The sequence below is a fragment of the Agarivorans aestuarii genome (assembly GCF_019670125.1).
GTDB classification, from domain to species: Bacteria; Pseudomonadota; Gammaproteobacteria; order Enterobacterales; family Celerinatantimonadaceae; genus Agarivorans; species Agarivorans aestuarii.
Window position 1 is genome coordinate 378,869 of sequence record NZ_AP023033.1, and the last position, 21,701, is coordinate 400,569.

At 44.7% G+C, this 21,701-nt stretch carries 20 protein-coding genes; 15 read left to right on the top strand and 5 right to left on the bottom strand.

All coding sequences use genetic code 11. The features are described from left to right. Positions 1–429: 429 nt before the first annotated feature. The 7 genes from K5609_RS01780 to glpG all read left to right on the top strand — a co-directional run bounded on the left by K5609_RS01780 (position 430) and on the right by glpG (position 6,714). On the top strand, positions 430–1,548 hold the full coding sequence (locus K5609_RS01780) for a branched-chain amino acid ABC transporter substrate-binding protein (protein WP_221075720.1): 1,119 nt from the start codon (positions 430–432) through the stop codon (positions 1,546–1,548). Between the two features lie 176 nt (positions 1,549–1,724). Next, positions 1,725–2,651: a high-affinity branched-chain amino acid ABC transporter permease LivH gene (gene livH / locus K5609_RS01785; RefSeq protein WP_016399757.1), complete on the top strand. Its 927-nt coding sequence runs from the start codon at positions 1,725–1,727 to the stop codon at positions 2,649–2,651. Next, entirely contained in the window at positions 2,648–3,919 is a 1,272-nt protein-coding gene (locus tag K5609_RS01790; protein WP_221075721.1) for a high-affinity branched-chain amino acid ABC transporter permease LivM, read from the top strand. The genes livH and K5609_RS01790 overlap by 4 nt, the downstream gene beginning before the upstream one ends. Further along, entirely contained in the window at positions 3,916–4,680 is a 765-nt protein-coding gene (gene livG, locus K5609_RS01795) for a high-affinity branched-chain amino acid ABC transporter ATP-binding protein LivG (RefSeq protein WP_221075722.1), read from the top strand. Before K5609_RS01790 ends, livG begins: the two co-directional genes overlap by 4 nt. A gap of 19 nt (positions 4,681–4,699) precedes the next feature. Next, positions 4,700–5,401 carry an ATP-binding cassette domain-containing protein gene (locus K5609_RS01800; RefSeq protein ID WP_163134005.1) on the top strand — a complete coding sequence of 234 codons (702 nt, stop codon included), beginning with the start codon at positions 4,700–4,702 and terminating at the stop codon, positions 5,399–5,401. A gap of 141 nt (positions 5,402–5,542) precedes the next feature. Then, positions 5,543–5,869, top strand: coding sequence for a thiosulfate sulfurtransferase GlpE (gene glpE, locus K5609_RS01805; protein ID WP_221077185.1), 327 nt, complete (start codon positions 5,543–5,545; stop codon positions 5,867–5,869). Continuing rightward, the gene (gene glpG, locus K5609_RS01810; protein WP_246611933.1) at positions 5,866–6,714 is read left to right on the top strand and encodes a rhomboid family intramembrane serine protease GlpG; all 849 of its coding nucleotides are present in this window, start codon (positions 5,866–5,868) and stop codon (positions 6,712–6,714) included. The genes glpE and glpG overlap by 4 nt, the downstream gene beginning before the upstream one ends. 67 nt (positions 6,715–6,781) lie before the next feature. On the opposite strand, the gene K5609_RS01815 is transcribed toward glpG, so the two are convergent. Continuing rightward, entirely contained in the window at positions 6,782–7,183 is a 402-nt protein-coding gene (locus tag K5609_RS01815; RefSeq protein ID WP_221075723.1) for a flagellar basal body-associated protein FliL, read from the bottom strand. 239 nt (positions 7,184–7,422) lie between these two features. On the opposite strand from K5609_RS01815, the gene K5609_RS01820 reads away from it, so the two are divergent. Both K5609_RS01820 and ubiA read left to right on the top strand, forming a co-directional pair. Next, positions 7,423–7,986: a chorismate--pyruvate lyase family protein gene (locus K5609_RS01820; RefSeq protein ID WP_221075724.1), complete on the top strand. Its 564-nt coding sequence runs from the start codon at positions 7,423–7,425 to the stop codon at positions 7,984–7,986. Further along, positions 7,973–8,848, top strand: a complete 876-nt coding sequence (gene ubiA / locus K5609_RS01825) for a 4-hydroxybenzoate octaprenyltransferase (RefSeq protein ID WP_221077187.1) — start codon at positions 7,973–7,975, stop codon at positions 8,846–8,848. The genes K5609_RS01820 and ubiA overlap by 14 nt, the downstream gene beginning before the upstream one ends. Here ubiA and plsB read toward each other — a convergent pair. Then, positions 8,845–11,238 (bottom strand): glycerol-3-phosphate 1-O-acyltransferase PlsB, encoded by a 2,394-nt coding sequence (gene plsB / locus K5609_RS01830; RefSeq protein WP_221075725.1) that lies wholly within the window; start codon positions 11,236–11,238, stop codon positions 8,845–8,847. The genes ubiA and plsB overlap by 4 nt on opposite strands. 244 nt (positions 11,239–11,482) lie before the next feature. On the opposite strand from plsB, the gene K5609_RS01835 reads away from it, so the two are divergent. After that, complete coding sequence (locus tag K5609_RS01835) at positions 11,483–12,166, top strand: hypothetical protein (protein WP_221075726.1); 684 nt, start codon at positions 11,483–11,485, stop codon at positions 12,164–12,166. A 30-nt stretch (positions 12,167–12,196) separates the two neighbouring features. On the opposite strand, the gene K5609_RS01840 is transcribed toward K5609_RS01835, so the two are convergent. Further along, positions 12,197–13,075, bottom strand: coding sequence for an NAD(P)-dependent oxidoreductase (locus tag K5609_RS01840; protein ID WP_221075727.1), 879 nt, complete (start codon positions 13,073–13,075; stop codon positions 12,197–12,199). Positions 13,076–13,419: 344 nt separating this feature from the next. Between K5609_RS01840 and K5609_RS01845 the strand changes: the two genes are divergently transcribed. Next, positions 13,420–14,295, top strand: a complete 876-nt coding sequence (locus K5609_RS01845; protein WP_221075728.1) for an aspartate/glutamate racemase family protein — start codon at positions 13,420–13,422, stop codon at positions 14,293–14,295. A gap of 95 nt (positions 14,296–14,390) precedes the next feature. Here K5609_RS01845 and K5609_RS01850 read toward each other — a convergent pair whose 3' ends face one another. Beyond that, positions 14,391–15,314 (bottom strand): homocysteine S-methyltransferase family protein, encoded by a 924-nt coding sequence (locus tag K5609_RS01850; protein ID WP_221075729.1) that lies wholly within the window; start codon positions 15,312–15,314, stop codon positions 14,391–14,393. Between the two features lie 503 nt (positions 15,315–15,817). On the opposite strand from K5609_RS01850, the gene K5609_RS01855 reads away from it, so the two are divergent. Then, positions 15,818–16,813, top strand: a complete 996-nt coding sequence (locus tag K5609_RS01855) for a DUF1254 domain-containing protein (protein WP_221075730.1) — start codon at positions 15,818–15,820, stop codon at positions 16,811–16,813. A gap of 254 nt (positions 16,814–17,067) precedes the next feature. On the opposite strand, the gene K5609_RS01860 is transcribed toward K5609_RS01855, so the two are convergent. Beyond that, positions 17,068–17,238 (bottom strand): DUF1289 domain-containing protein, encoded by a 171-nt coding sequence (locus K5609_RS01860; RefSeq protein WP_343212511.1) that lies wholly within the window; start codon positions 17,236–17,238, stop codon positions 17,068–17,070. An 812-nt stretch (positions 17,239–18,050) separates the two neighbouring features. On the opposite strand from K5609_RS01860, the gene lexA reads away from it, so the two are divergent. From lexA to ctaD, 3 genes are all read left to right on the top strand, one after another. Further along, positions 18,051–18,698 (top strand): transcriptional repressor LexA, encoded by a 648-nt coding sequence (lexA, locus tag K5609_RS01865; protein WP_163134017.1) that lies wholly within the window; start codon positions 18,051–18,053, stop codon positions 18,696–18,698. 291 nt (positions 18,699–18,989) lie between these two features. After that, the gene (gene coxB, locus K5609_RS01870) at positions 18,990–20,096 is read left to right on the top strand and encodes a cytochrome c oxidase subunit II (RefSeq protein ID WP_484765268.1); all 1,107 of its coding nucleotides are present in this window, start codon (positions 18,990–18,992) and stop codon (positions 20,094–20,096) included. Between the two features lie 11 nt (positions 20,097–20,107). Continuing rightward, positions 20,108–21,700 carry a cytochrome c oxidase subunit I gene (ctaD, locus tag K5609_RS01875; protein WP_016399731.1) on the top strand — a complete coding sequence of 531 codons (1,593 nt, stop codon included), beginning with the start codon at positions 20,108–20,110 and terminating at the stop codon, positions 21,698–21,700. The last annotated feature ends 1 nt before the right edge of the window (position 21,701 follow it).

Genomic DNA, 21,701 nt, shown 5'->3' on the forward strand with positions numbered 1-21,701 from the left:
TTATTCTCTGTAAAAGCGTAAAACTTCAAAACTCCGCCAGTGATACTAGCTAAATCTTATGCTATTTACACAAATTGCTTTATTTTTATCCTGCGAAAATTAATTTAACCTTATCAAAATTTAGTTATTCAGCAGAGCTGTAGCATATTTGAGATAAATAAGGCTTAAATTTCGGATTTAGATCTATTTGTAGCTTTAAAGTTTGCTTGTGTGGAATAAGTTGCTGTATGTGATCGGTGTATTGTTTTTAGTCTAGACAAATAAGTTGTTAAAACCCTATGTGATAGAGCCGGCTTCAGAAGGCTGACTTGTGAAACACTGCAAACTTAGGGTAAAACAACAGCCAATGGGGTGAAATCTGCATTATGGTTTAATGCGGCACTTCTGCAAACACACTCAATATAACAAAAAGCTAACATGGAGTTATCAATGACTAAATGGACAAAATCAGCTTCAGGGGTAGCGGTATCGCTAGCTCTATTCGGCGCTGCTACTTTCGCACAAGCGGCAGACACAATTAAAGTGGCAATTGCTGGCCCAGTAACGGGCCCAGTAGCGCAATACGGTGACATGCAATTTGCTGGTGGCGGTATTGCTGTAGAACTGCTTAACCAAGCTGGCGCCTTAACTGGCAAGCAAATTGAAGCAGTGGTTTACGATGATGCTTGTGAGCCAAAACAAGCCGTGGCCGTGGCCAACAAAATCATTAACGATGGTGTTAAATACGTCATTGGTCACCTTTGTTCAGGTGCGACTCAGCCAGCGTCTGACGTATATGAAGATGAAGGTGTATTGATGATTACCCCTGCTTCTACCAACCCAGACATCACCACCCGTGATTACCAACTTATTTTCCGCACCATTGGTTTAGACAGCGACCAAGGTCCAACTGCCGCACGTTATATCATCAATGCGGTTAAACCTGAGCGTGTAGCGGTAATTCACGATAAGCAACAATACGGTGAAGGTATTGCTACTTCTGTGAAAAATGAGCTAGAAGCTGCTGGCACTAAAGTTGTGGCTTTTGAAGGTGTAACAGCCGGTGATAAAGACTTCTCAGCACTAATTGCTAAGTTGAAGAAAGAGAACGTAGATTTTGTTTACTACGGTGGTTACCACCCAGAGCTAGGTTTGATTCTTCGTCAGTCTTCAGAAAAAGGCCTAAAAGCCACTTTTATGGGGCCGGAAGGTGTGGGTAACAAAGATATTTCTGCGATTGCTGGTGCAGCTTCAGAAGGTCTATTGGTTACGCTTCCTAAGAAATACGACTTAGATCCTGCCAACAAACCAGTGGTAGATGCTTTAGTTAAAAATGGCGACGATCCTACTGGTCCATTCGTATGGACAGCCTTTGCTGCCATGCAAAGTATTGTTGCTGGCGTAAATGCTGCGGGTGATGATCCAGAAGCTGTAGCCGAATTCCTACGTGGAAACACCGTTGAAACGGTTATGGGCCCACTACAGTGGGACGCTAAAGGCGACCTTAAAGGCTTCGACTTTGGTGTATTCACTTGGCACGCTGACGGTTCTTCATCAGCAGCTAAGTAAGCGCGTAATACCACACCGGCTAACGATAAGTTAGTCGGTGTTTCTGTTTTTAAGACACTAAATATACCAAACAAGATAAGTCAGCTGGGTAACAAGGTTATCAGCGGTTTGGGCCGCAACACTGAATACACTTACTTGCCGGTATAGGTGGCGTAGGCCACTAGATTGGGGCAGTTATGTCTGAGCAATTTTTCTATTTCTTTCAGCAGCTAGTTAATGGTTTAACCATTGGTAGCACCTACGCACTTATCGCCATTGGTTACACCATGGTGTACGGCATTATCGGCATGATTAACTTCGCTCATGGTGAAGTGTATATGATCGGTAGTTACGTCGCGTTTATCGTGTTAGCTGCATTGGCCTTAATGGGCCTAGATTCCTTACCTATTTTGTTATTTGGTGCGTTTGCAATAAGCATCATTATTACCAGCGCCTATGGCTGGACCATTGAAAAGATCGCCTATCGGCCAGTGCGCGGCGGTAATCGCCTAATTGCGCTCATTTCGGCCATTGGTATGTCTATCTTCTTGCAGAACTTGGTGCGACTGTCGCAGGGCAGCCGAGACATTGCCATGCCCAGTTTAATTACTGGTGGTTGGACATTTGGTCCAGAAGACGGCTTTAACCTAACTATTTCCTACATGCAGTTAGTTATTTTTGTAGTGACCTTTGTCACCATGATTGCACTAACCACCTTCATTACTCACTCGCGCATGGGACGTGCCTGTCGCGCTTGTTCTGAAGACATAGGCATGGCTAACTTATTGGGTATCGATACCAATAAAGTTATCTCTCTCACCTTTGTGATTGGTGCTGCATTGGCGGCAGTAGCGGGTGTGCTATTGGGTATTTATTACGGTGTAATCAACCCTTACATTGGCTTTATGGCAGGCTTAAAAGCCTTTACTGCAGCGGTATTGGGCGGCATTGGTTCTATTCCTGGTGCAGTGGTAGGTGGTTTGTTGTTAGGCATTACAGAGGCAATTACCGCAGGTTACTTTAGTACCGAATACAAAGATGTAGTGTCGTTTGGTTTGCTCTGTTTTGTATTGCTATTTATGCCGACAGGTTTACTCGGTAAGCCGGAGGTTGAGAAAGTATGAGTAAGCTCAATCTCTCTGGTGCATTAATTTCTACCATCACTTTTATGCTGTTGGCCGGCTGGCTATTGGGCATTCGTATGGAGCCAAGCAGCAGTGGTTTAAATTTGGCTTTGGCCGATGAAGGTCATTTGAAATGGTTATTCATTGGCATGGCGGCAGTATTTGTTAGCCAGTTACTTCATCCGCTGTTATTTAAGAAGAAAGTCGCAAAAGCCCCAAGCAAGGGTTTTAACTTTAAACTGCCTAGTCCTGAGCAAAACCCAAAGGCTTATCGCTTGCTGGTGTCTTTTGCCTTAGCTGGCGCAATTATTTGGCCCTTTATGGTAAGCCGTGGCTCAGTGGATTTGGCCACGCTAACCCTTATTTACGTGATGCTAGGTTTAGGCCTTAACGTGGTGGTTGGCTTAGCCGGCTTACTGGATTTAGGTTACGTAGGCTTCTACGCAGTGGGTGCTTATACCTATGCGCTGCTAAGTGCCGACGGCTTTGGTTTTTGGATTTGCTTGCCTATTGCCGGTGGTATGGCCGCTCTATTTGGTTTCTTGCTGGGATTCCCTGTATTGCGCCTGCGCGGCGACTACCTCGCCATTGTGACTTTGGGTTTTGGTGAAATCATCCGTCTGATGCTGAACAACTTAACTCATCTTACCGGCGGCCCAAATGGGATCAGTGGTATTCCTAAACCTACCTTGTTTGGTTTGGAGTTTAACCGCCGTTTGAAAGGCGAGGGGTTTGATACCTTCCATAACTTTTTTGGCATTAGTTACAACTCCCAATACAAAGTGATTTTCTTGTATTTAATGGCTCTATTACTGGTAGTGCTAACGGTGATTGTGATTAACCGTTTATTAAGAATGCCAATTGGCCGCGCATGGGAAGCACTTCGCGAGGACGAAATTGCCTGTCGCTCATTAGGCTTAAATCCTACCGTGGTTAAACTGAGTGCCTTTACTATTGGTGCTGCGTTTGCTGGCTTTGCCGGAAGCTTTTTTGCGGCTCGCCAAGGCTTTATTAGCCCCGAGTCTTTCACCTTCATTGAATCGGCAATTATATTGGCGATTGTGGTGCTGGGCGGTATGGGCTCGCAAATTGGTGTAGTACTAGCAGCAATTATTATGACGGTACTGCCAGAGATGGCGCGTGAATTTAACGAATACCGCATGTTGATGTTTGGTTTGATGATGGTATTTATGATGGTTTGGCGACCACAGGGCTTATTGCCAATGTCTCGTCCTCATATTGAGTTAAAAGAGGAGGCCAAGGCATGAGTACTTTATTAGATGTAAATGGCCTTACCATGCGTTTTGGTGGCTTATTGGCGGTAAACAATGTTGCCCTTCAGCTAAACGAAAAAGAAGTGGTATCGGTTATTGGCCCAAATGGGGCAGGTAAAACCACGGTATTTAACTGCTTAACCGGTTTTTACAAACCAACTGCCGGACAAATTCTTTATCGCGGTGAAGCGCTACAAGGTTTAGCGGGTCATCAAATTGCCCGTAAAGGCGTGGTGCGTACCTTCCAACACGTTCGTTTATTTAAAGATATGAGCGTGGTAGAAAACTTATTAGTAGCACAGCATCGCCACCTTAATACCAACTTTTTAGCGGGTTTGTTAAAAACGCCAAGCTTTAAGAAAAGTGAAGCCGATGCCTTAGCCTTTGCTGAATATTGGCTTGAGAAGGTTGATCTCAAAGAGTTTGCCAATCGCAAAGCCGGCAATTTGGCTTATGGTCAGCAGCGCCGCTTAGAGATTGCCCGTTGCATGGTAACGCGTCCAGAAATTTTGATGCTTGATGAGCCTGCCGCTGGTTTAAACCCTAAGGAAACCGACGATCTAGATCGCTTGATTATGGACTTGCGTGACAATGAAAATGTATCGGTATTGCTGATTGAGCACGACATGAAGTTGGTGATGGGCATATCAGATCGTATTTACGTGGTTAATCAAGGCTGTCCTTTAGCCAACGGTACGCCAGAAGAAATTCGCAATAACCCCGAGGTGATTAAAGCCTACTTGGGCGAGTTTTAGGCTGAGGTAGAAAATAACAATGTTAGAGTTAAAAAATGTTTCAACCCACTACGGCCCAATTCAAGCTCTGCACGATGTAAGTGTCAAGGTGGACCAAGGCGAGATTGTGAGTTTAATTGGCGCAAATGGCGCAGGTAAAACCACCTTGTTAATGACCTTGTGTGGCGATCCGCGTGCTAGCAGTGGCCAAGTTTTGTTTGACGGTAAAGACATCACCAATAGTCAAACTCACGACATTATGCGTGGCGACATTGCTGTGGTGCCAGAAGGCCGCCGGATTTTCTCGCGTTTAACCGTAGAAGAAAACCTGCACATGGGCGCGTTTTTTGCGACCAAAGAACAGACAGCAGAGCGCATCGAAGAAGTTTATAGCTTGTTCCCGCGTTTGCTCGAGCGGGTTAGTCAGCGTGCCGGCACTATGTCTGGTGGTGAGCAACAAATGTTAGCCATTGGCCGAGCATTAATGAGTAACCCTCGTTTGCTGCTATTAGATGAGCCTTCCTTAGGTTTAGCGCCGATTATCATTCAGCAGATTTTTGATATTGTTGAGCAATTGCGCCAACGTGGCATGACGGTATTTTTGGTAGAACAAAATGCTAACCAAGCATTGCGTTTAGCAGACCGTGGTTACGTGCTTGAAAACGGCCGTATTGTATTGGAAGACACCGGCGATAACCTCTTGGTTAACGAGGATGTGCGTAAAGCCTACCTCGGCGCTTAAGCACCTTTCTATACCTAATCTAAGCAAGCTTCGGCTTGCTTTTTTTATCTCTAAACTGAGCCATTTCCTTATGGTTTGTGGCTTTTTCTTTGCCCTTAAACCAGTTAAAGTGAAATAAAAATGACAGCGAAGAAAAAGATGATGGAACAGTTCGAACAAATTGATGTAAATGGCGCTCAGCAAAAGCTCGCTTCAGAAGGCGCGGTATTGCTAGATATGCGTGATCCGCAGTCTTTTTCTCAAGCACACCCCGTTAATGCCTTTCATTTAAGCGACGGCAGTTTAAATCAGCTTATTTCGGAAACCGAGTTTGATACTCCGCTTATTGTTATGTGTTACCACGGGATTTCTAGCCAAGGTGCTGCACAATATCTAATTCACCAAGGCTTTGAAGAAGTTTATAGCCTGCAGGGTGGCTTTGAGGCCTGGCGCCTAGTGGCTCCTTTTGAATCGGGTGATGCTGAGTGAAGCAACTAATCGTAATGGGTAACCCTCGGGTCGCCCAAGCTTTTGTAGATTATATGGCAGTGCTCAAGATTGAGTGCCAACTCGCACCGGCTGATCAGGGTGTGGCGGTTTTCTTAATGGATGAGCAACACTTAGAGAAGGCTGAATACGAGCTCAAGCAGTTTATCGAAAACCCCAATGATGAAAAGTACTTAGCAGCCTCTTGGACTGTGGCGGATAGCCGTAAAGCTAAATTCTCTTATGGTGGAAAGGGCCTAGTTAAAAGTGCTTTTTTTGCACATGCTGGCCCGGTTACTTTGGCTGTTTTGCTGATTTCCGCCGTGGTTTATTTGTTTATGAACATTGGTTTTGAGCGTTATTTGATGCTCAACCTTACCATTACACCACAGTTGAGTATGTTAGCCTCAGATCAGTTTTGGCGAGTGATAACACCTATCTTTCTGCACTTCTCGGTGATCCATATTGTCTTTAACGGCTTGTGGTGGTGGCAGTTGGGGGGCGAAATTGAACGCCAGCTGGGTAGCTCTAAATTATTGCTGATTACACTTGTGGCTGCGGTGATACCTAATGTGGCACAACTGCTGGCAACTGGCCCCTACTTTGGCGGTTTGTCGGGGGTAGTTTACGCCTTACTGGGATATTGTTGGTTTACCGGCTGGTTACGCCCACAAGCAGGCTTACAGCTTAGCCCGGCTATTGTCGGCTTTATGTTGGTGTGGCTAGTGATTGGCTTTATGGATGTAGTAGGGCCATCTACTGCTAACTTGGCCCACTTATTTGGCCTATTTGTTGGTTGTTCTCAGGCTCTTCTCGATAAGTTTTTCGATAAACAGCAGCCAAACTAAAAGCAGCGTTTAATAAGCAAAAAGCCCATCATTGATGGGCTTTTTTGGTTTTATCTATCGAATAGCTTTATTGGTACAAGTACTTAGTGAACAGTAATTTGCTCACGAGTTTTTTACCGGTTTCTTGTACCAATAAATCGTTAACGGCTTCTTGGCATAAGACGCGAATCTCTTCGCGGCCTTTTAAGGACTTAATGTCTTCTTCGCGTTGGTGACCCAGTATTTCAATAATCGCGTCGCGAATAAGTGGTGCGTGATGCTCAATGCTGCTTAAAGCACTTTGGCTCTCTACCATTACTTCAGCGGTAATGCGCACGTAACCAAGCTTTTTGCCGGTGCTAATGTAGTTAGTAATGATATCGGGTTCGAAGCCAAAATATGCATAACTAGAGGTTCCTGCTTCTTGGCTGTAGGCCAGCGAGGAGAAGAATAAGCTGCAACATAACAGCAAGCTGTGAACAAATTTCATGCGACGGTGTATTTCCTTGGTAGTCCTAGCTTTATTGTTTCTGTTAGTGGGCACTAGGTCAAGCTGGTGATGGAAAATAATACAAGACTTGTTAGCAAAGCAGCCTAACCACTTAGGTTAACCCCACTCATTATGCTGATAAATGTGGGTAAATTCGCTAGTTATTGGCGCAAAGTAGAGTTTACTTTAAGCCGCTGTTTACTGGATAATGCCAGTCTAATTCTTTGCAATGTGATCGCGTGAAACCAAATCAACAGCAGCCTTGCGGGGCCGATGGCAACTGGCAATTACCCCAACAAATAAGCATGACAGCGCCACACCTGCGTGACTGGCTAGAGTACCCAGGTTCGTTAACCGCGCGCTTACGCCTACATTGCCAGCAGTTCTCTATTCAAGTGTTGTTTGAGGGTTACGCCGAGATAGCCAATCATGAGCTTAAGACCTTGGCCTGCGCTGGCCCCTATTGGGTGCGTGAAGTACTGCTATGCTGTGATGGCGAGCCGTGGGTATTTGCGCGTAGTGTGATACCTAAAAGCTCCTTAGAAGGCGATGCCGTCGAGGTGAGCCGTCTCGCAAATAAGCCTCTAGGTGAGTTATTGTTTACTGATAAAGGCCAACGACAAACTTTAGAGTTAGCTCAAATTGACCAAAGCTCGGCAATTTATCAGCATGTTAAAGACCCGCAGCCTTTGTGGGGGCGACGTTCACGTTTCTTATTAGCCTCGGCACCATTGTTGGTTTCTGAGATTTTTTTGCCATCTTGTATTGCCTATCAAGGAGAAAGTGGTGTTGCAGCTAGCTAACGCAAAACCCTATTGGCAATTAATGCGGGCGGACAAACCCATTGGCACTTTATTATTACTGTGGCCGGCTTTGTGGGCACTTTGGTTAGCCGCCGAAGGATTGCCTGATTTTTCTATTTTGCTGGTGTTTGTATTAGGGGTGTTTTTTATGCGCTCGGCTGGCTGTGTGATCAACGATTTTGCCGATCGTAAAGTGGATGCCCATGTGAAACGCACTGCTCAGCGTCCGTTGGCCACTGGAGTGGTCAGCGAGCGTGAAGCGCTCACCTTATTTTTTGGTTTGGTGGTGTTGTCGTTTCTGTTGGTACTAAGTCAAAACACCCTTACTATTTTGCTATCTTTTGCAGCCCTTGTATTGGCGGCAATTTATCCGTTTATGAAACGCTATACCCATCTACCGCAGTTGTTTCTTGGCTTGGCTTTTAGTTGGTGTATTCCCATGGCTTACGCGGCGCAAACCAGCACAGTGCCTGCCGAGGCGTGGTTGCTATTAGTGGCTAATGTGTGTTGGACGGTGGCCTACGATACTAAGTACGCAATGGTTGATCGTGACGACGATTTAAAAGTGGGTATTAAGTCTACCGCCATCTTATTTGGCCGTTTCGATAAACTCATTGTGGCGCTGTTACAGGCTGCCAGTTTGCTGTGCTTGGCGCTTTTAGGTCATGTGAAGCAATTAGGTTTTATCTTTGATCTTGGTTTGCTCGCTGCAGCGGTATTGTTTGTCTATCAGCAAAAATTGATTAGGTATCGTGAGCGAGAAGCGTGTTTCCGAGCTTTTTTAAACAACAACTATGTAGGTTTGGCGGTGTTTATAGGCATAGCCAGCCATTATGCATGGCTGGCTATTAGTGCGGCTTAAGCTTCTAAATCTAACAATTCACTGATCGATTGGTACACCCCATCGGCCAGCAATGGCGAGAGTTGTTTGAACAAACCCTCTGCCGATTGACTGTCACTTAAGCCCTGCTCGCGGATTAGTGAGAGTAAGTTAGTGGTAATGCGCTTGTCGTAATATTCCGGCGCGTCGATATTGTGCAACTGCGCTAAACGTTGTGCGCCGGCCAATGCTTGCTGTTCTAACTCTGCACGCTCTAGGTGAGGGCGCTTGGCTAGCAACGCTGCAACAATGGCGTAGCGGTGCAAGCTTTCTTGAGCCACTTGAGCTAGCAGCAACAAACGTCCACGACGTTGGCTGTCAATGTTAAAGCAATCGCCTTGATCACTAATTAGTTTTAGTGCGGCAAATTCTTCTAAGTAGCGGTCAGCCAGATCGCTCATGTCACTTACTTGATAACGCAGGAACAATTCACCTTTTAGCAAAGGATAAAGCTGCTCAAGTAAGGCGACCAATTGGCTACGACACAGGCTACGATGTTGCAATAACGCAGTGGCGATAAAGGCTGGAATAATCAGTAAGTGGATAATGTTATTGCGATAAAAGTTAAGCAGTACCTGCTGTTTTTCATCTAGGCCAATAATTTCGCCTAGGTAGTCGCTGCGAATTTCAAACTTATCGAGGCTAATAGCCTGATCCAACAGCGTTTCTGCATCCTCTTCCGGTAGCGTTACGTGGTCACTATAAGGCACGTTTTCGATTAAAGATGTATATAAACTTATCTGCTTAACCAGTTGCTTGCGCGGCAGGGCTCGGTTCTCGGCAGCCAATAAAATAGTGGCGCTTAAACACAAACCATTTACCGCAGCGGCGCTGTTAATATTCACCATTAATTGGTTGGAAATATCGTTAACCGTAGGCACCAACCAGTTGGGTTTTAAACCTTCTTCTGGATGTTCTCGCCACTCCGGCGCTAGTTTGTTTAAGCTTTGGTTTACGTTAATCGGCTCGCCAAAGTTTACATAGCCGTGGCCAAAGTTGCGCAATTTACGCAGCATGCCAAACAGTGAAAATAACGACTCTTTATCTTTAGATTTGCCTTTTAGCTCTTTGTAGTATGTGCCTACTTCCATTACGTGTTCGTAACCAAAGTACACGGGGACAATGGTTACCGGGCGCTCTAAGCCTTTTAGCATGGCTTGCACGGTCATGGCTAACATGCCGGTTTTAGGTGGCAATAAACGCCCAGTACGGCTGCGACCGCCCTCGGTAAAGTACTCTACCGAATAACCGCGGCTGAATAGCTGCCCTAAGTACTCTCTAAATACGGTGGAGTAGAGTTTGTTACCTTTAAAGCTGCGGCGAATAAAAAACGCGCCAGAGCGGCGAAAGAACGGACCGGCAGGCCAGAAGTTTAAGTTTACTCCCGCTGCAATGTGCGGCGGCACCATGCCTTGGTGGTATAAAACATAAGACAGCAGTAAGTAATCCATGTGGCTGCGGTGACAAGGTGCGTAAACTATCTCATGGCCTTCTTGGGCCAGTTTACGCACTTTTTCTGCGTGGTTTACTTCAATGCCTGAATAGATTTTGTTCCAAACCCAACTGAGTACCGCGTCGGCCATGCGTAAGTTACGATAAGAGAAGTCGGCAGCAATTTCTTCTAAGTATTTTAAGGCGGCTTGACGAGCAGCAGCCTTGTCGATGTTCTTGGCTTTTGCTTCTTCATTAATCGCTTCACGAATGGTTGCCGAAGCCAGTAGCTGCTCAAACATGTGGCGACGGTTAGGTAGTTTAGGGCCGGTTGCGATCATTTGCATGCGGCTAAAGTGAATCCGAGCTACACGTGCCAGTTTGTGGCCGATACGTTTGTCGGAGCCTTGGCGTTGCGCCATGTCTTTAAGTGATACCGGTGGACTAAAACGGACTAAGTTTTCGCGGCCTTTAAAGATAACCTGCCAGGTTTTCTTTAACACCCCAGCTGGGCGTTCTGGCTTGCCTCCCATTAAGTCATCCACGCTTTCGCGCCCTGGGTAACGGTCCCAAAATAACTTAACTGGCACCAACTGCGCGTTGTGGCTTTCGTCACTGCGGTGAATGGCCAAGGCGGAGGTGAATTGCTCAATGGTTTGCTCTAGGGTTTCGCCATTGCCATCAACTAAAAAAGCTACCCGTTTATGCGCTTCGCCAGCAAACATTACCGGTTCAAAGGGATCGGGTAAGCCAAGTTCTTTACAGGCTAACTGTAGGGTTAGTACATCGGCCAAGGAGTTGCTTGGAATCACGTAAATAATCGGCTGAGTTAAATCTAAATTGAACTCAGTGATGGGATTGTCTGGGACAAATTTTCCGCGAGTAAAAAAGCCAATTATTGCTCGCAAAACGGCTAAAACTGGAGAGGGTAAATGTAACATCTCAAGAGCTTATAGTGGTGAATTGATACAGGGCATAGGGTAGCAGACTTATCTAAATTTGGCTTTGATTTGATGCAATATCTTAAATAATTCAGAATCTAGATAAATAACTGAAATAAAGCTCAAGAGTTACTCTGGGTAGGTTATTCTTGCTGCATAAATTAGTTTATTTAGTTGTGGATGCTATTGTTATTAATATGTTGCTCAAGGTTTTCATTAGGCTTACCACGCTAAGGAATGTGTTATGACCCTGTCTACAAAAAGCTCAGTATTCGCCCTGTTGTTATTTATTTCATCAATGGTACAGGCGGCCTTTATTACCACCAATGAAGCGGCATTGGATGAAATATATTCGCAAGCTAGCTTTGGCCAAAATATCATCGATATTCGTATTGGTACGGCCAGCGAATTAGTGTTTCCTGAACTGCTTGATATAACCACTAGCGCAGAAGTCACCCAGCTATTTAATCAGCACGTTGGCCCAGCCAATGTAGTTAACTTCTATTTCATCGACACTATTAGCGCCTGTGGCAGCTTTGTGCTTACGGGGATTGTTGGTTGTGGTGAGTACTTTGGGAACGATTTTGTGGTTGAGTCTTCCTATGCTGCAGGATCTTACGGTGGAGAGTTATTGGCTCATGAGCTTGGCCATAATTTAGGCTTACCGCATATGAGCGGTGCATTTTTGATGAATCCGTCTTTGAATAGACAAACCCTTATTACCGAAGATGAAGTGACGCGTATTTTTAATAGCCCCTTGGTACAAGGCGATGAAGATTACTATTGGATAGACATTAATCCGGTGTTGATTGTGGCGGAGGCCACGCGGGTTAATGAGCCACTTTCGGCGGGCTTGTTTGCCTGTATTGTATTAATGTTAGCCTGGAGAAATGCTGGCTTTAAAACAAACAAGGGTGCAACAGCTTAACTGTTACACCCTTGTCATTAAGAGCTCGAGTTACTTTTCTAGTTTAAGAAAGTAATCGAAAATCTCTGGTACATTGCCGTTGCCTAGGCCTGCATCTAGTGCAGCGGCTAAGTTAGCAGAAGAACCTTCAGCGATTTTAGACTCAGTACCTAAGTCTTTAACCATTTCTAGGAAGTAGCCAAGGTCTTTGTTTGCGTTAGCAATAGAGAAACCTAAGTCACTTACATCATCTACAGCGTAGTTTTTACAAAACTGCATGAATGGTGAGTTAGATGGGCCTGCAGACATAATGTCGAACAATTGTTGGCGGTTTACACCAGCGCGGTCGGCAACAGCGAAAGCTTGCGACATAGCAACAACGGTAGTCATGCCCATAAAGTTATTTACTAACTTAGTGGTATGGCCAGCGCCAAGAGCACCTAGGTGGAATACATTTTCACCTTGCTCGTCTAATACCGGTTTAACTTTGTTAAAGGTATCGATATCGCCAGCTGCCATAATGTTTAGCAAACCATCTTTAGCGTGAGCAGGAGTACGACCTAATGGTGCGTCAATCATACCTGCGCCTTTAGCGGCTAGGTCTTCACCAATCTTACGGGTAGAGGCTGGGATAGAAGTACCAAAATCTACTAATACCGCGCCTTCTTTAATACCAGCTAAAATGCCGTCGTCAGCGTAGATAAGTTTTTCAACTACTGCAGAAGTGGTTAAACAAAGCATTACAATGTCACTTGCAGCGGCAAGTTCTTTTGCTGAGCTAGCTTCTTTAGCACCACGAGCAACACAAGTAGCAACAGCCTCTTTGTTTAAGTCCATCACATTTAGTTGGTAACCGCGCTTTTGCAGGTTTTCAACCATGTTGCCGCCCATAAGGCCAAGGCCGATGAAACCGATGACAGGTTTTGTCATATTCAACTCCAGTAAATCATATTGTATTATTAATTGGGCCTAAGCATATACCTCAGTCACTTTTTAAGCAATTGGGCAGTAGCTTAAATTTGTCTTAAAGTATGAATTATTTGATTTTGATCGTACTAAAGAAACGATTTATTACTCTTCTAAGCAAATATTTCGTACAGCTCAACAACGCTTAGCTTTCTCTTCCTGCTCGTTTTCCTGCGGCTTAAACAAGCCCTTTTTAGCTCTTTAGTGTTGGCCTATTGTCTAGGATCCGAGGGTTTGATCCATCAAAGCTGATTCACCAATATTCTCCCTCAGCCATAAGCTCATGCCTCATTTATGAACTTGAGGTAATGATGAAAGACATTCGATTTGGCGTTATTGGCAATATGGGACCAGAAGCTGATGCTCTGTTCCAAGATATCGTGGCTAAAACAGAAATGCAGCATGGTGCATTAAAAGACCAAGATCACATGGCGATGATTGTGGTTAAAAACTCAGACATTCCAGATCGCTCAGAAGCGATTAACGAAGGGGGGAAAGACCCAGCTCCTGAGCTAAGTAAGTCAGCCAAGTTGCTAGCAAACTGCGGAGTGCAATTTGCGGTGATGACTTGTAACACAGCGCACTACTTTAGAGATGAAGTGCAAAAGCATAGCCCAGTGTACTTGCTCGATATGCTGCAAACCACCACCCAGCTTATCAAAGATAAGGATCCAGAATCGATAGTTGGCATCCTATGTACTAACGGCACCTATAACTCTGGTATTTATGACCGTTACTTAGAGCAGGCAAATTTGGTGTTTGTAAAACCACAAGCCTATGACCAGGAGCATTATGTTCACAGTGCTATTTACGGGGAAGTAACCGGTGAAAAAAGTGCGGCTGGGCAAGCTCTGCGACAAGCTAATGGCATTAAATCAGGTGAGTTTGACCGTAATGCTGAGTTGCTAGCAAAAGCCATTGAACCATTGGTAGCAAAAGGGGTAAACACAATTATATTAGGTTGTACCGAGCTTCCTCTGGTAAGAAAGCAACTAGAGCAAGCCTTCCCTAACTTAAATTTTATTGATCCAATGGAAGCGGTGGCAGAACGCGCAGTTGAGATATACCAACAAGCAGAACAAGCCTTAAAACAAGGTGCTTTGACCGAGGTGATTCCTGCAATTAGCGAGATTCATAACAATCAAGATATTGTAAATTATGTGCTAAGCCGCGCTCGCGTTTAAGCTTGTGTTATTCAACCAAGAACGGGTTCTTGGTTGAATAAGCGTGCATTATTGCTAATGCGCTAAGCAAGACTAATTACTTGAATGGGGTTCGGCTACGAAGCCGTTTTATTCTTAGCGTGTTTCCAGTGGCTAATTGCTTGAAGGTGTTCTGGATGAATACCACAACAACCGCCTATGATAGTGGCGCCAAGTCGCTGCCACTGCTTTACAAACTCCAGGTACTCTTCAGCCGACAAACCCTTAGTTTGATTTAATGAGCTATTGGCTTTGTGGCCCGCTTTAATTGGACCAAAGCTATTGGCGTAGGCACCAATTTCTAGCGCTTTTCCAAGCTTTTCACTTAGCACTTTAGTCTGTTTAATCGCCTCTGCCATTACCTCGGGAATAGAGCAGTTAAACAGTATTCCGTCTGCGCCAGCATCACATACTTGTTTTACTGCCTCTGTGACTAACTCGCCAGACCTAAGTTTTACCTGTTCATCGGGAGCATCTTGCAGCGTGAAGGAGTAATACTTTTTCTTGTTGCTGTTTTTAAGAGCGCGCTGAATAGCTGTAAACTCTTCGATGCTAGAAATGGTTTCGGCAATCCAAATATCTACATAGGGTTCTTGGGCGCTTACCAAGGCGTCGAGAATACTCATTGCTTGTTTTGGCTCAAACAAGTCTGGTCGGTAACTGCCTAATACTGGTGGGATAGCGCCGGCAACAATAATGGTGCGGTGGGTATTGCTAAGGGCATCTCTCGCTACAGAGTTTGCAATCTCAGCCGCTTGTTGCGCAAGCATTGCACCCTGGCGCTGAAATAGCTCTTGGCCTAGATGAAAAGGCACACAAGCGTAGCTGTTTACGGTAATTATCTCGGCGCCGGCATCAATAAAGTTTTGATGGGCTTGGCGCACTAAAGCAGGGGATTCAATCAGTGCTTGAGCACTCCATAAAGGTTGTGAAAAAGGTGCGCCCATTCTTTTAAGCTCTCGGCCCATGCCACCATCTAGCACTACTACATGTTTACCCATAACTTCTTATACCACCACTGTGAGCTGTTCGAACTATCATGGTGAGTCTAATTCAAATTCGATATCAAAATAATGAAATTTGTTCATGTTGATTAAGCTAGCTCTACCTTTAAGCATGCTCAATGAAAAAGTTCAAAGCTCTATGAAGTCGTTTAAGGCTAGTAACATCTGGAGGGCATTTTAGCGCTAAAGTGGATTGTAAAAACGCAGCAGCATAGGCTTTATTCATCCCACTGCTTATGAACTACTCTTAAGGCTAGCAAGCACTTAAGTCTTGGCATGAAAGCGGCAAATATAAACCGTATCTTAGTGACCAGTCGCAAAATGATCATTTTGGACCGAGAGGAGCAATACCATTTGCTTCATACGCGCATTTTAAAAAGTGTTCGACACGCCTAATTTAAGCAATAAACGTTTTAGTTGTAGTTATTATCAAACATTGAGAGAACATACATGATGAACAAATTTATAGTTGCCCCCCTTGCCTTAGCCACTTTGAGTATTTGAGCATTGCTAAGGCTCAAATAGAGGTAACTCGCGATAATTATATTGTGGCTGAAACATCTAAATATTTTGCAGTAACCGAAGCTAAAGCAACGGATGGTGTAAATTCTTGGCGGCATTTTCGTGTACCACCGTTAACCGAAGATCAACCTATTGTTCGAATGAACCGTGACACGATCTACTCAACAGCGGTTGTAGATACCGAGAAGGGAGCCAGTATTACCCTTCCTGACTTCGGTGAGCGTTTTGTTATGGTGCAGTTTACTGATGAAAATCATCAAACCTTCGATATGGTATATACCCAAGGCAACGAAACCCTAGAAGTACCAAATTCAACCAAGTTTATGTTTGCTATGGTGCGAGCGTATTTACCGAATATTCACGATCAACAAGAGATTGCAGAGCTTAACAAGTTGCAAGATAAGCTAGTAATTGATGCTGCCTCTAGCGATGATTACCCAATCTTTGCGGGCTACGATTTAGCGACTTTAGCAGCCAAATTAGAGCCGGTGAAAAAAGGCATACTAGAAGAGATAGCAGCACAAGGCGTTGGCGATTCAGAAAAAATGTTTGGCACTAATGATTACACTATTGCAGAAAAGCGAATTCAAGGGGCTGCTTACGGCTGGGGCGGCGCCACCTTTAAAGACAATGTATATCAGTACTCGGCTAACTTTGAATCAACCGAATGTCACTCGGTGACCTTTGAAGATCCTAAGAATAAAGGGTTTTGGTCATTCACCGTTTATAACGATGATGGCTTTATGTTTAATGACGACGCAAGCACCAACAGCGGTGTAGCTAAGCCAAATGCAGATGGTAGTTACAGCGTGTATTTTGGTTGTGATGAAGACAAATACGGCGCAAACAACATTCCGTTAACCGGGCTTAAAGAAGGGCAAGAGTGGAATGTATTGGTTCGTCACTATGCACCAAGCAGCCAACTCGCCGATGATAACATCGACCCCAGTAAAGGCATCATGCCCAGCAAATAAGTAATCTGATTTAGTTACTTATAATATGGGTCTGCACACGCAGGCCTTTTAGTTTGCAACGAGCTTCCAAGCGGATCCTCCGATAAACTTTTCCCAAGTCTAACTACCTTAAGCTAGTTTTTAACTCGCTTATTTGCAAATTGAAGTACCCGATTTAGTCTGAAGGAGTACAAAAAAATGGAGAGATATGACATCGCCATTATATTAGATGTAAGTGGCTTTATTCAGTCGTTATCTTTAACCTCAGCCTTAATTTACACCATTCTTTTTTCAAGGCTTTTCTGAAGTTTATTGGCATCATAGGGTTTCATGGTCTTCCACGTTTGACACTCTTTGCGAGGCCGTCCACAACCTAAGCACCAACCTTTGGGGCCGGAGAAATTACAAACATCAAATATGTAAGGACCGCTTAAGAGTGAAATTATTTATAAAATCGGTTGTAGTTATTACGCGGGTTCATGTTTAGTTTTCCGTTTAAGCAAACTCAAAAACGCTAAAAATTCCGCTTAGTACCGAAATTTAGTGTTAGAAATTCACTTAATAGTGAAATAAATTTTAAAGCTGGTGCGAATGTTTTTGGGTTTTCACTTTTAATTTCAGCAGCTTAAAGTTGGTTCGTGTTCGAGCGGAAAATTTCAATTTTTCGTATGTTTTCGCGTCATGTTTTACGGTTAAAAGTAGCGCTATAAAAAACCTTTCTAACTCAGTTTTTGTCCAGAGATTTGTTATACCAGTCGATAGGCTAACAAGGTTTTGCCCCATTATGTGTTAACTATAGAGTAAAGGCTTTCGCCTGCGGCGACGTCATTTTTCTTTGACGAGCAAAGAAAAACGAAGCAAAAAGAAAACTCGCCCTGCATCTTCTTAGATCCTCCGTTGCGCATTCGCAAGGGAGTTGAAGTAACTCGCTACGCTCAAACAGACTTCAACTCTGCTCCCTTGTTCATTTGCGCTACTCGGCGAAGATGATGGGATTGAAAAGCATGGTCTTGGCTATAGAGTGTGTGAAACGGTTTTGTCCAATAGCGAGTTAGCTTTACTCTTCGTATCTTTCTTTTATCCTGAATTCTATCTATTTGTGACTGGTGTCACGAAATATCGGGTGTAGTTTCAAAGTAGCGGAAAGAATTCCAATGAAACTGAATCCTACAAATAAGTCACTGATTTAGATAAAGCCTTGCTTCATTATCTATGCTGTATATACTAACAGTGCGCTGTATAAACCTACAGGTAAATTATGAAGCCCTTAACACCTCGTCAAACCGAAGTCTTTGAACTTATTCGCCGCCATATTTCCGATACCGGAATGCCGCCAACTCGCGCAGAAATTGCCAAGGAGTTGGGCTTTCGCTCAGCTAATGCGGCTGAAGAGCACTTACGTGCTTTAGCTAAAAAGGGCGCTATTGAGATGATCCCGGGGGCTTCGCGTGGTATCCGTTTAAGTGAAGCGTACTTGCCCGCCAGTGCCAATGAGTCTGCGGCCGAGGAAGCAGAGCCGGGTTTACCTTTAATTGGCCAAGTGGCTGCCGGTGAGCCTATTTTGGCGCAAGAGCATGTAGAGTCGCACTATGCGGTAGATGCTAATCTGTTTAACCCGCATGCAGATTATTTGCTGCGGGTGCAAGGTATGAGCATGAAGGATATTGGCATAATGGATGGTGATTTACTGGCTGTGCATAAAACCAATGATGTTCACAACGGCCAAGTGGTGGTGGCGCGTTTAGAAGACGATGTTACGGTTAAGCGTTTTGAGCGCGACGGTAAAATGGTTTACCTGCATCCAGAGAATGAAGAACTCTCTACTATTGAAGTTGATTTAGAATATCAAAGCATCGAAATTGAAGGTTTAGCGGTAGGCATTATTCGCACTGCCGATTGGATGTAAGCCTTACATAGCAATAAGTTCCGCCTTTTTTAAGCCCAAATCAGCCTGATTTGGGCTTTTGTCGTTAGCATCACATCTTTCGTGTTTATCCATAAAAATCTCAACAATATATTTACATTTCTTTAACTTAGGGGTTAATTTATAAGCAGTAGCTTGTATTTAGCTGTTGCTGTCTACTACTTTTGGGGTGGGGGATTTCCCTTTTTCTGCAGCTACTTTCCTAGTTTGGAGAGTTGTTGTCGTTGGCTACTAGCAAAGGAGAGCGCTGTGGGCCGATGGATTCAGCTAATAATGCTGACATTCTTTTCGTCGCAAGTATTTGCGCAAGAAATGTCATTCAACTTACGTCCGGGTGTTACCGCCATTAGTGAGCAGGTTTATGGCCTGCACATGACAATTTTTTATATTTGTTGTGCTATTGGGGTGCTGGTGTTTGGCGCCATGTTCTGGGCTATTTTTCATCATCGCAAGTCTAAAGGGGCCAAGCCGGCTCAATTTCATGAAAGTACCAAAGTAGAAATTATTTGGACCATCGTTCCTTTCATTATTTTGATAGGGATGGCGATTCCTGCCACTAAAACCCTGTTGGCCATGGAAGATCCTTCCGATGCCGATATCACCATTCAAGTAACAGGGTCCCAGTGGAAGTGGCATTACAAATACTTTGACCGTGAACTGGAATTCTACAGTGTGCTGGCATCTGATATGGATGAAGTTAACGGCAAGCTGGAAAAACGCAAAAACTACTTGCTTGAGGTAGACCGTCCGCTGGTATTGCCCATCGATAAAAAAGTGCGGTTCTTGATGACTTCAGAAGATGTTATCCACTCCTGGTGGGTACCTGATTTTGCAGTTAAGAAAGACGCCAACCCAGGCTTTATTAATGAGGCTTGGACCATCATTGATAAACCCGGCATATACCGCGGCCAGTGTGCTGAGTTATGTGGTAAAGACCACGGTTTTATGCCGATTGTGGTTATTGCTAAAACTCAGGCCGACTACGATACCTGGTTAGCCGAAGAAGAAGCGGCTTATCTAGCTAAGAAAGCCCAAGAGTTGGAGCTGGTGGCTATGACCATGGAACAAGATGAGCTGATGTCGCTGGGCAAAAAAGTCTACGACAAAAGCTGTGCGGCTTGTCACCAAGTTAATGGTGAAGGTTTACCGGGTGTATTCCCTGGTCTTAAAGACAGCCCAATTGCGGTGGGGGATGTAACTAAACACATCGAAGTGGTTGTACACGGGGTACCAGGCACTGCAATGCAAGCCTTTGGTAAACAGCTAGGTTTAAAAGAACTGGCTGCTGTAATTACTTACGAGCGCAATGCTTGGGGTAATGATACCGGTGATTTAGTGCAGGCCAAGGATGTTGTGGCCGTGCAAAACGCAGCGCAGTAGGGAGAGAAATAATGAGCACGATTAGTGACGTTCATGCTGACCATGACGAGCACCATCACGGCGCCCCTCGCGGCCTTATGCGTTGGGTATTAACCACTAACCACAAAGACATTGGCTCTATGTATTTGTGGTTCAGTTTTGCCATGTTTATTACCGGTGGCGCAATGGCTATGGTTATTCGCGCAGAACTGTTTCAACCTGGCTTACAGCTGGTTGAACCTAACTTTTTTAACCAAATGACCACCATGCATGGCCTTATTATGGTGTTTGGTGCAGTAATGCCAGCCTTTACTGGATTGGCTAACTGGCTGATTCCAATGATGATTGGCGCGCCAGATATGGCCTTACCTCGGATGAATAACTGGAGCTTCTGGATTCTACCTTTTGCTTTCACCATGCTGTTAGCTTCGTTATTTATGGAAGGCGGTGGCCCCAACTTTGGTTGGACTTTCTACGCACCGCTTTCTACTAACTACAGCCCTGATAGTACTGCCTTGTTTGTATTCTCGGTGCATATTATGGGCATCAGTTCGATTATGGGGGCGATCAATGTGATTGTAACCATTATGAACTTACGTGCACCCGGCATGACTTACATGAAGTTACCGCTATTTGTGTGGACTTGGTTTATTACCGCATTTTTGTTGATTGCTGTGATGCCGGTATTAGCGGGTGCAGTGACCATGGTGCTTACAGACAAGTATTTTGGCACGTCGTTTTTTGATGCCGCCGGCGGGGGAGACCCTGTACTGTTTCAGCACATATTCTGGTTCTTTGGCCACCCCGAAGTTTACATTATGATTTTGCCGTCATTCGGCATTATCTCGGCGATTGTTCCAGCCTTCTCTCGTAAAAGGTTATTTGGTTATGCCTCGATGGTTTACGCCACTGCATCTATTGCTGGTTTAAGCTTCATTGTGTGGGCGCACCATATGTTTACTACTGGTATGCCTGTTGCGGCTGAGTTGTTCTTCATGTTTTGTACCATGCTGATCTCGGTGCCTACTGGGGTGAAGGTATTTAACTGGGTAGCCACCATGTGGCGCGGTTCAATGACCTTTGAAACGCCGATGTTATTCGCACTGGCCTTTATTGTGCTGTTCACCATAGGTGGGTTCTCGGGATTAATGCTGGCGATTACGCCGGTGGACTTCCAATATCACGACACTTATTTTGTGGTGGCGCACTTCCATTATGTATTGGTAACTGGCGCGGTATTCTCGATTATGGCTGCTGCTTATTATTGGCTACCCAAGTGGACTGGCAACATGTACGACGAAGGTTTGGGTAGGTTGCACTTTTGGTGTTCGCTTATCTCGGTGAATGTGCTGTTCTTCCCTATGCACTTTTTAGGCTTAGGTGGTATGCCACGGCGTATTCCAGACTATGCCCTGCAGTTTGCCGATGTTAACGCCATTGTGAGTATTGGTGGCTTTGCCTTTGGTTTGTCTCAATTCATCTTCTTGTACATGGTTATCAAGTGTATTCGAAGCGGTGAACCTGCTCCGGCTAAACCTTGGGAAGGCGCAGAGGGCTTAGAATGGGATGCATTGCCATCGCCAGCGCCTTACCACAGTTTCTCTACACCGCCGGAGATTAAATAAT

Coding starts and splice junctions, on each gene's coding strand:
- lexA (WP_163134017.1), top strand. CDS start 18,051: ATGAAGCCCTTAACACCTCGTCAAACCGAAGTCTTTGAACTTATTCGC.
- K5609_RS01850 (WP_221075729.1), bottom strand. CDS start 15,314: ATGGGTAAACATGTAGTAGTGCTAGATGGTGGCATGGGCCGAGAGCTT.
- K5609_RS01815 (WP_221075723.1), bottom strand. CDS start 7,183: ATGAAATTTGTTCACAGCTTGCTGTTATGTTGCAGCTTATTCTTCTCC.
- coxB (WP_484765268.1), top strand. CDS start 18,990: ATGCTGACATTCTTTTCGTCGCAAGTATTTGCGCAAGAAATGTCATTC.
- K5609_RS01845 (WP_221075728.1), top strand. CDS start 13,420: ATGATGAAAGACATTCGATTTGGCGTTATTGGCAATATGGGACCAGAA.
- livG (WP_221075722.1), top strand. CDS start 3,916: ATGAGTACTTTATTAGATGTAAATGGCCTTACCATGCGTTTTGGTGGC.
- K5609_RS01780 (WP_221075720.1), top strand. CDS start 430: ATGACTAAATGGACAAAATCAGCTTCAGGGGTAGCGGTATCGCTAGCT.
- K5609_RS01800 (WP_163134005.1), top strand. CDS start 4,700: ATGTTAGAGTTAAAAAATGTTTCAACCCACTACGGCCCAATTCAAGCT.
- glpE (WP_221077185.1), top strand. CDS start 5,543: ATGGAACAGTTCGAACAAATTGATGTAAATGGCGCTCAGCAAAAGCTC.
- plsB (WP_221075725.1), bottom strand. CDS start 11,238: ATGTTACATTTACCCTCTCCAGTTTTAGCCGTTTTGCGAGCAATAATT.
- livH (WP_016399757.1), top strand. CDS start 1,725: ATGTCTGAGCAATTTTTCTATTTCTTTCAGCAGCTAGTTAATGGTTTA.
- ctaD (WP_016399731.1), top strand. CDS start 20,108: ATGAGCACGATTAGTGACGTTCATGCTGACCATGACGAGCACCATCAC.
- K5609_RS01790 (WP_221075721.1), top strand. CDS start 2,648: ATGAGTAAGCTCAATCTCTCTGGTGCATTAATTTCTACCATCACTTTT.
- K5609_RS01835 (WP_221075726.1), top strand. CDS start 11,483: ATGACCCTGTCTACAAAAAGCTCAGTATTCGCCCTGTTGTTATTTATT.
- K5609_RS01840 (WP_221075727.1), bottom strand. CDS start 13,075: ATGACAAAACCTGTCATCGGTTTCATCGGCCTTGGCCTTATGGGCGGC.